The sequence below is a fragment of the Flavobacterium sp. genome, from assembly GCF_028712645.1.
GTDB lineage: Bacteria > Bacteroidota > Bacteroidia > Flavobacteriales > Flavobacteriaceae > Flavobacterium.
Map to the genome: position 1 here is coordinate 1 of NZ_JAQTPQ010000161.1, position 7,943 is coordinate 7,943.

Genomic DNA, 7,943 nt, shown 5'->3' on the forward strand with positions numbered 1-7,943 from the left:
AAAGTGACAATTCCGTTGAGGTTAAATTCCTTAGTGTTATAGAGTTCAACACCTAAAGTTGTAGTGCCAATTCTATATTTGACCAAAGCTTTTAATGGCAGTACTGTTTTTATTTTTCCGTTTTCATTGGTAATAGAAATTGGAGCTTGTTTCCAAATTTTCATTTCAATATTATCGTCTTCAATGGTGTTGTCCTCATAGATTAATCCATTTAAAATGGAGTTAGTTTGGTTTTCAACATCCTTTAGTTTTACGCTTATGGGTAAATTAATAAAGGAAGGAGTGGTTTCGTACTCTAATGGACTGGCGTTGTCTGGCTCAGGTTTTAATGTCAAAATTTTATTTGTTGTGGAGCAACTCGATAGAGAGAAAATAATTAGCAGAATGAGCAGAGTCGAAAGTGATTTCATTATTGATGTTTAAGACCTCAAAATTAGTGAAATTAAAATATTTTCAATAATGCTGTAACATTTTCCTTGCAGTCAAGTCTTATAAACTAAAATGGAAGAATACTATTAACGTTTTCTTATTACAAATTCCTTTTCAAAATAATTAATATTGTTTTTCTAATTCAAAAAGATATGATTGAAATTAAAGATTTGCATAAATCATATAAAGTAGGAGGTTCTGAGTTGCACGTGTTAAAAGGAATCAATTTCAGTATCAAAGAAGGAGAGTTGGTTGCAATTATGGGTTCTTCGGGTTCTGGAAAATCTACTTTGCTTAATATTCTTGGAATTCTTGATGAAGCGGATTCTGGCGAATATATTTTAGATAAAATGCCAGTTAAAAATCTTAACGAAACAATTGCTTCTAAATATCGAAATCAGTTTTTGGGCTTTGTTTTCCAATCTTTCAATTTAATTAATTATAAATCTGCTTTGGATAATGTGGCAATGCCATTGTATTACAAAGGGATAAAAAGAAAAGAACGCAATGAATTTGCAATGCGTTATCTTGAAAAAGTAGGTTTGGCATCGCATTCTCATCATTTGCCTAGTGAACTTTCAGGTGGTCAAAAACAGCGTGTAGCGATTGCAAGAGCATTAGCATCGAACCCAAAAGTGTTATTGGCCGATGAGCCAACAGGAGCTTTGGACACGGCAACTTCTTATGAAGTGATGGAATTAATTCAAGGGATAAATGACGAAGGGAAAACAATTTTGATTGTAACCCACGAACCTGATATTGCTGCAATGTGCAAAAGAAATGTGGTTTTGAAAGATGGTTTAATCATCGATGATAAATATGTAGAACAAGTGAGAGCATCTTCTTATGTTTAATATAGAACGCTGGCAGGAAATTTTTGAGGCAATTGCCAAAAACAAAATGAGAACCTTTCTCACGGGAACTTCTGTGGCTTCTGGTATTTTTATTTTAGTAATTCTGCTTGGTGCTGGAAAAGGGCTCGAAAACGGAATTGCAAAACAATTTGAAAATGATGCTGATGGTGTTATCTGGATTTGGGCAGGAACGACAACAAAAGAATACAAAGGATTAAATCCGGGAAGACGAATTCAGCTGCGTAATAGTGATTTTGAGATTTCTAAACAAAAATTTGAAAACCAAATTGATAAGAAAAGTTCGAAATTTAATATTTGGAACGGAAATATTGTTTACGGAAAAGAAACCGGAAACTACGATTGTCAGGGTGTTTCTCCAGATCATCAAGCTATTGAAAAAGTTACAGTCATTGAAGGAAGATTTATTAACCAAATGGATTTGACTAACAAAAGGAAAATTGCAATCATTGGGCTAAAATTAAAACAGGATTTATTTAAAGATAAAAAAGCTATAGGAGAGCAAATAGCAATTAGTAATGTAAAATTTGAAGTTGTTGGGGTTTTTACTGATCCTGGAGGAGAACGTGAGGAAACTAGAGCTTATATACCCATTACAACTGTACAACAAGTTTTTGGAAGTGGTGAAGATAAATTAAGTGATATGTCTTTTACGCTGAATAAAAAAGATACTTATGAGGAAGCACTCGCAGATTCAAAGAAATTTACTGAAGGAATATCACAGCTGATTAGAGGTAAAAATACAATTGCACCAGATGACACAAGTGCCATAGGAATTAATAGTACAGTTGAAAACATTAAACAGTTTTATGATTTGAATTTGTATATAAGATTGTTTTTTTGGTGGGTTGGGATTTGTACAATCATCGCAGGAGTTGTGGGGGTTAGCAATATTATGTTGATTATAGTTAAGGAAAGAACCAAAGAAATTGGAATTAGAAAAGCACTTGGAGCAACTCCAATTTCAATTGTTGGAATGATTTTACACGAATCTATTTTTATTACCACAATTGCTGGCTTTATTGGACTTCTGTCTAGTTTAGCACTTTTGGAATTGGTTGGTCCTCAGATTAAAAGTGATTATTTTTTGAATCCTGAAGTCAATTTTTCTATTGCTTTGACAACATTGGGATTGTTGATATTTGCAGGTGCTTTAGCAGGATTTTTCCCGGCGTATAGAGCAGCCAAAATTAGACCTATTGTAGCACTTAGAGACGAATAATTATGTTTGACAGAGATAAATGGGATGAAATTTTAGAAGCATTGACCGCAAATACATTCCGGACAATACTGACTGCTTTTGGTGTTTTTTGGGGAATATTTATTTTAGTAATACTTCTTGCTGCAGGAAATGGTTTGGAAAATGGTGTTAAGCAAGGGTTTTCGGGAATGGCTACAAACACAATGTTTATGTGGACACAAGCTACTTCAAAACCCTATAAAGGACTTCCTAAAACTAGACAATTTAATTTTCAGAATAGAGATGTTCCAGCATTAAAAGAAAAATTTCCGGACCTTTTATATGTTTCTCCAAGAAATCAATTGGGCGGTCATAATGGTTCAAATAATGTGGTAAGAGGAACAAAAACAGCTGCTTTCAATGTTTATGGCGATTATCCGGAATATGTTAAACAGGAATCGATGGACATTATTCGAGGCCGATTTGTAAATTATCAGGATATTGAGTCGAGTCGTAAAGTGGCAGTTATTGGTCAAGGGGTAATTGACGGATTGTATGAAAAAGTAGAAGAAGTTATTGGGTCCTATATCGAAGTCAATGGAGTCAACTTTATGGTTGTTGGGGTTTACAAAACCAAAGGCAATAATAATGGCAATGCTGAAGAGAACCAAAAAAATATTTTCATTCCTTTTACTGCTTTTCAACAAGCTTTCAATTATGGCGATAGGGTAGGCTGGATGGCACTTACCGCAAATGACGATGCTTCAATCACAGATTTAAAACCAAAGATTTTAGAGTTTATAAAATCCAGACATTCTATTAGTCCGGATGATGAACGAGCTATCGGCAATTTCGATTTATATGCGGAATTCAGCAAAATATTGGGATTGTTTTCTATACTTAGATTCATTGCCTATTTTGTAGGAACATTAGTTTTGCTTTCGGGCGTAATTGGAATTTCAAATATTATGCTAATAGTTGTAAAAGAAAGAACCAAAGAAATTGGCATCCGAAGAGCTTTAGGTGCAACTCCAGCAGCCATTCGTTCTCAAATATTGTTAGAAGCCATTTTTCTAACTATTTCTGCTGGAATGTTAGGCATTGGAGCGGCAACTGGGGTTTTGATAATAATTAACAAGATTTTGGATTCGATGCCTAGTGAAGGTTCTATGTTTGCCAATCCAAGTGTCGATTTACCAGTAGTATTTTTTGCCTTAATTATATTAGTTGGTTCAGGATTGTTAGCAGGATTTATTCCGGCTCAAACCGCCATAAAAGTCAAACCTGTTGACGCATTAAGAACAGAATAAAATAGCAATCAAAAATAATAATCGAATTAAAAACCATCAAGATGAAAAAAGGGGTAACCATAACAATTTTAATTTTTATAGCAATAGTGTTTTTCGGTGCGCTATATTATTTGTATGCCAAAAACCAGGAATCTCCGGTTGTTTTTGAAACAGATAAAACAGAAATTAAAACAATTATCAAGAATACAATTGCAACAGGAAATATAGTTCCGGACGAAGAAGTCCTAATCAAACCCAATATTTCTGGGATTATAGAAACGGTTTATATAAAAGCTGGTCAAACTATCAAGGCTGGAGATTTGATTGCCAAAATAAAAGTAGTTGCCAATGTTTCGAATTTGAGTAGTACTCAAAATCAGGTTCAAACGGCTAAAATAAATTTGGACAATCAAGAAAAATTGTTCCAAAGACAAAAAACATTATTTGATAAAGGCGTGATTTCTGCTAATGATTTTGATGCTTCTCAATTAGCTTATAATCAAGCCAAACAAAACTATGCCGCTTCAAAACAAGGGTATGAAATTGTAAAAACAGGAACTACTTCAGGACTAGGAAATTATGCTAATACACTAATTCGTTCTACTGTAAACGGAATGGTGCTTGATGTTCCGGTAAAAGTCGGAAATCAGGTGATCGAAAGTAATAATTTCAACGAAGGAACGACCATAGCTAGTGTTGCCGATGTAGGGCGAATGATATTTGTAGGTAAAATTGATGAATCCGAAGTTGGAAAAATTAAAGTCAACTTGCCTATTGAAATTACAGTTGGAGCTATCGAAAACAAAAAGTTTGATGCTGTTTTAACCGATATTGCTCCAAAGGGCAAAACGGAAAATGGAGCAATTCAATTTGAAATAAAAGCAGCATTGTTAAACAGAGATGACACCTTCATTAGAGCAGGATTGAGTGCGAATGCTTCGATTATTTTAGAAAGAGCAGATAAAGTTATGGCTATCAAAGAAGCATTAATTCAGTTTGATGGTAAAACTCAAAAACCTTTCGTAGAAGTTGAAACTTCAAAACAAAAATTCGCAAGGAAAGATTTAGTTTTAGGCGTTAGCGATGGTATTTATGTAGAAGTAAAAAGCGGAGTTAAAGCTTCTGATAAAATAAAAGTTTGGAATCAGGGTTTAAAAACTGATGTTCCAAAACAATAAGTTATCCTATAAAAAGATATCCAGTTTTAAAATAAATGTTAAATTTGCGTAGTGCCTTTGCTACGCTTTCATTCAAAAAAATATGAAAAAGAATAGTTGTTTTAGTCTCGTTTTTATTCTGTTGTTTAGTTTGTCGATTCAGGCACAAACTAAAAAATGGACATTAGAAGAATGTGTAAAATATGCCATTGATAATAATATTTCTATCAAGCAATCTGAGTTGGATACTAAAACAGCTGATATTGATAAAAAAGGAGCAATAGGAAATTTTTTACCCTCCATAAATGCTAATGCTTCCCACTCTTGGAATGTTGGTTTAAATCAGGATATTACCACTGGATTATTGCGTAACCAAACTACACAGTTTACTTCGGCAAGCGCAAGTGTTGGCGTTGATATTTATAATGGTTTGCAGCATCAAAACACACTTCGAAGAGCCAATCTTTCAATTGTAGCTGCTAAATATCAATTAAAAAAAATGCAAGAAGATATAGCACTTAATGTTGCTAATTCATTTTTGCAAGTCCTTTTTAGCAAAGAAAATCTAAAAGTACAGCAAGAGCAATTGGCAATAAATGAAAAACAATTAACACGTTCCGAAGAATTAGTGAAAGCGGGTTCTGTTCCTCGTGGTGATTTGTTGGACATAAAAGCAACTGTTGCTCTAGACAATCAAAAAGTTATTGCTGCCGAAAATACTTTGTTAATTTCAAAATTAAGTTTGACTCAATTATTGCAGCTTAAAGATTTTGAAAACTTTGATATTTCAGACGAAACTTCTGCTAAAGATGAAAATAATATTTTAGCCCAGGCACCAACGGCTATTTATGAAAAAGCAAAAGAAATCAGAACGGAATTGAAAATTGCCAGAACCAATTTAGAAATTGCTCAGAAAAATGTTGCTATCGCCAAAGGTGCTTTTCAGCCTAGTTTGAGAGGTTTTTATAATTTTAATTCCAGAGTTTCTTATGCAGATGTACCCGCATATGATCCTGTTACAGGTAATCTTATAGGAACTAAAAGTCCTGCTCCTTTCTTCAATCAATTTAGTGATAATAAAGGGCAATCTTTTGGAGCACAATTGTCGATTCCGATTTTTAATGGGTTTTCTGCCAAAAATAATGTAGAGCGTTCTAAAGTAAATCTAGAAAAATCAAAAATTGCTGTTGAACAGCAAGAATTAGATTTGCAGCGAAATGTTTATACAGCATTTACAGATGCTAAAGGAGGTTTGAATGCCTATGAATCTTCACTTGCAGCTTTAGACGCCAGACAAGAAGCCTACAATTATGCCAAAGAAAAATATGCTGTGGGAATGATGAATTCATTTGATTTTAATCAAGCACAAACTTTGCTTTCTAATGCACAATCAGAAGTGCTTAGAACGAAATACGATTATATTTTTAAAATAAAAATTCTAGAATTCTATTTTGGAATTCCAATACTCAAAAACTAATTTATTATGTCAAAAAAAACTATCTATTATTTAATTGGTGGAGTAATTTTACTAATTATTGCTTTAATAACACTTTCAAAAACAGGAGTTATTGGTAATAAAGACAAAGGAAAATCTGTGGAAATTACCAATGTTAATGCTACAACAATTGTTGAAACCGTTTCAGCAACTGGGAAAATCCAACCTGAAATCGAAGTAAAAATTGCTTCAATGGTTTCTGGTGAAATTATCTCTTTGCCTATAAAAGAAGGGCAAGTAGTCAAAAAAGGCGATTTATTGGTTAAGATAAATCCTGATTTATATACTTCGGGATTAAACAGATCGGTTGCTAATTTATCAGGAACCAAATCAGGTTTAACTCAAGCTGAAGCTTCTTATAATGAAGCTAAATCCAATTACGATAGAAACAAAACTTTATTTGCTAAAGGAATTATTTCCAAGTCAGATTGGGATAAATCAGTAGCTTCTTTTGAAGTAGCCAAAGCAACTAAACAATCAGCCTATTTTAATGTGCAAAGTGCTTCGGCAACCGTAAATGAAGCTAGAGATAATCTAGGAAGAACCATAATTTATGCACCTGCTGACGGTACAATTTCAGTGCTTAATGTAGAGTTAGGAGAAAGAGTTTTGGGAACGCAACAAATGGCGGGAACCGAAATTCTTCGTGTTGCCAACTTGAATAATATGGAAGTGGAAGTCGATGTAAATGAAAATGACATCGTAAAAATTAAAGTAGGTGATGAAGCCAAAGTTGAGGTAGATGCTTATTTGAAAAAACAATTTAAAGGAGTTGTTACAAGTATTTCCAACTCAGCGAGCTCTACTTTGACAGCTGACCAAGTAACTAATTTTAAAGTGAAAGTTAGAATTTTGAAAGAGTCTTACCAAGATTTATTAGAAGGAAAACCAGATACTTATTCTCCTTTTAGACCAGGAATGACAGCAACTGTTGATATTATTACCAAGACAAGAACCAATGTTTTGGCTGTACCAATTAGTTCAGTTGTTGTAAAATCTGATACAACTGCGGTGAAAGCTTTTAAAGTAGAAGACCAAGAGGCTGATAAAAAAACGGAACCAAAAAGCGACAAAAAACTAGAATGTGTTTTCGTAAAAGTGGGAGATAAAGCTAAAATTCGAATCATAAAAACAGGAATTCAGGACGACACCAATATTGAAGTAATTACAGGACTTAAAAAAGGAGATGTTGTTATCACCGGACCTTATACAACCGTTTCAAAAGATTTGAATTCGGGCGATAAAGTGACTACGGATAAAGTGGAAGAGAAAAAGTAAAAGTTATTTGTAATTTATAACTTTGCAAAAAAATAAACACAAGTTTGTCATTCCGACGAAGGAGGAATCTCATTAGTTGCTCTTGTTATGAGATTCCTCCTTCGTCGGAATGACAATTTGGAAAGAAATAATTTAGAATTAAACCCCAAATCTAAACCCCATTTTGCCTTACATTCTCAACATCGAAACCGCTACTAAGAATTGTTCTGTTGCTTTGTCAAAAGGAGGAAAGACAATTTTATG

At 33.6% G+C, this 7,943-nt stretch carries 7 protein-coding genes; 6 read left to right on the top strand and 1 reads right to left on the bottom strand.

The genetic code is table 11. The annotated features are described in order from the left end of the window. The coding region (locus PHC28_RS12375; protein WP_300100878.1) for a DUF4403 family protein at positions 1 to 410 on the bottom strand (410 nt) is incomplete at its 3' end. 171 nt (positions 411 to 581) lie between these two features. Between PHC28_RS12375 and PHC28_RS12380 the strand changes: the two genes are divergently transcribed. The 6 genes from PHC28_RS12380 to PHC28_RS12405 all read left to right on the top strand — a co-directional run bounded on the left by PHC28_RS12380 (position 582) and on the right by PHC28_RS12405 (position 7,700). Next, the gene (locus PHC28_RS12380) at positions 582 to 1,283 is read left to right on the top strand and encodes an ABC transporter ATP-binding protein (RefSeq protein ID WP_300100881.1); all 702 of its coding nucleotides are present in this window, start codon (positions 582 to 584) and stop codon (positions 1,281 to 1,283) included. Continuing rightward, positions 1,276 to 2,523: an ABC transporter permease gene (locus PHC28_RS12385; RefSeq protein WP_300100885.1), complete on the top strand. Its 1,248-nt coding sequence runs from the start codon at positions 1,276 to 1,278 to the stop codon at positions 2,521 to 2,523. Before PHC28_RS12380 ends, PHC28_RS12385 begins: the two co-directional genes overlap by 8 nt. A 2-nt stretch (positions 2,524 to 2,525) precedes the next feature. Next, on the top strand, positions 2,526 to 3,791 hold the full coding sequence (locus PHC28_RS12390; RefSeq protein WP_300100888.1) for an ABC transporter permease: 1,266 nt from the start codon (positions 2,526 to 2,528) through the stop codon (positions 3,789 to 3,791). 41 nt (positions 3,792 to 3,832) lie between these two features. After that, positions 3,833 to 4,948 (top strand): efflux RND transporter periplasmic adaptor subunit, encoded by a 1,116-nt coding sequence (locus PHC28_RS12395; protein ID WP_300100891.1) that lies wholly within the window; start codon positions 3,833 to 3,835, stop codon positions 4,946 to 4,948. Between the two features lie 82 nt (positions 4,949 to 5,030). Next, positions 5,031 to 6,404 carry a TolC family protein gene (locus tag PHC28_RS12400; protein ID WP_300100894.1) on the top strand — a complete coding sequence of 458 codons (1,374 nt, stop codon included), beginning with the start codon at positions 5,031 to 5,033 and terminating at the stop codon, positions 6,402 to 6,404. Between the two features lie 6 nt (positions 6,405 to 6,410). Further along, on the top strand, positions 6,411 to 7,700 hold the full coding sequence (locus PHC28_RS12405) for an efflux RND transporter periplasmic adaptor subunit (RefSeq protein WP_300100897.1): 1,290 nt from the start codon (positions 6,411 to 6,413) through the stop codon (positions 7,698 to 7,700). Positions 7,701 to 7,943 lie beyond the last annotated feature (243 nt).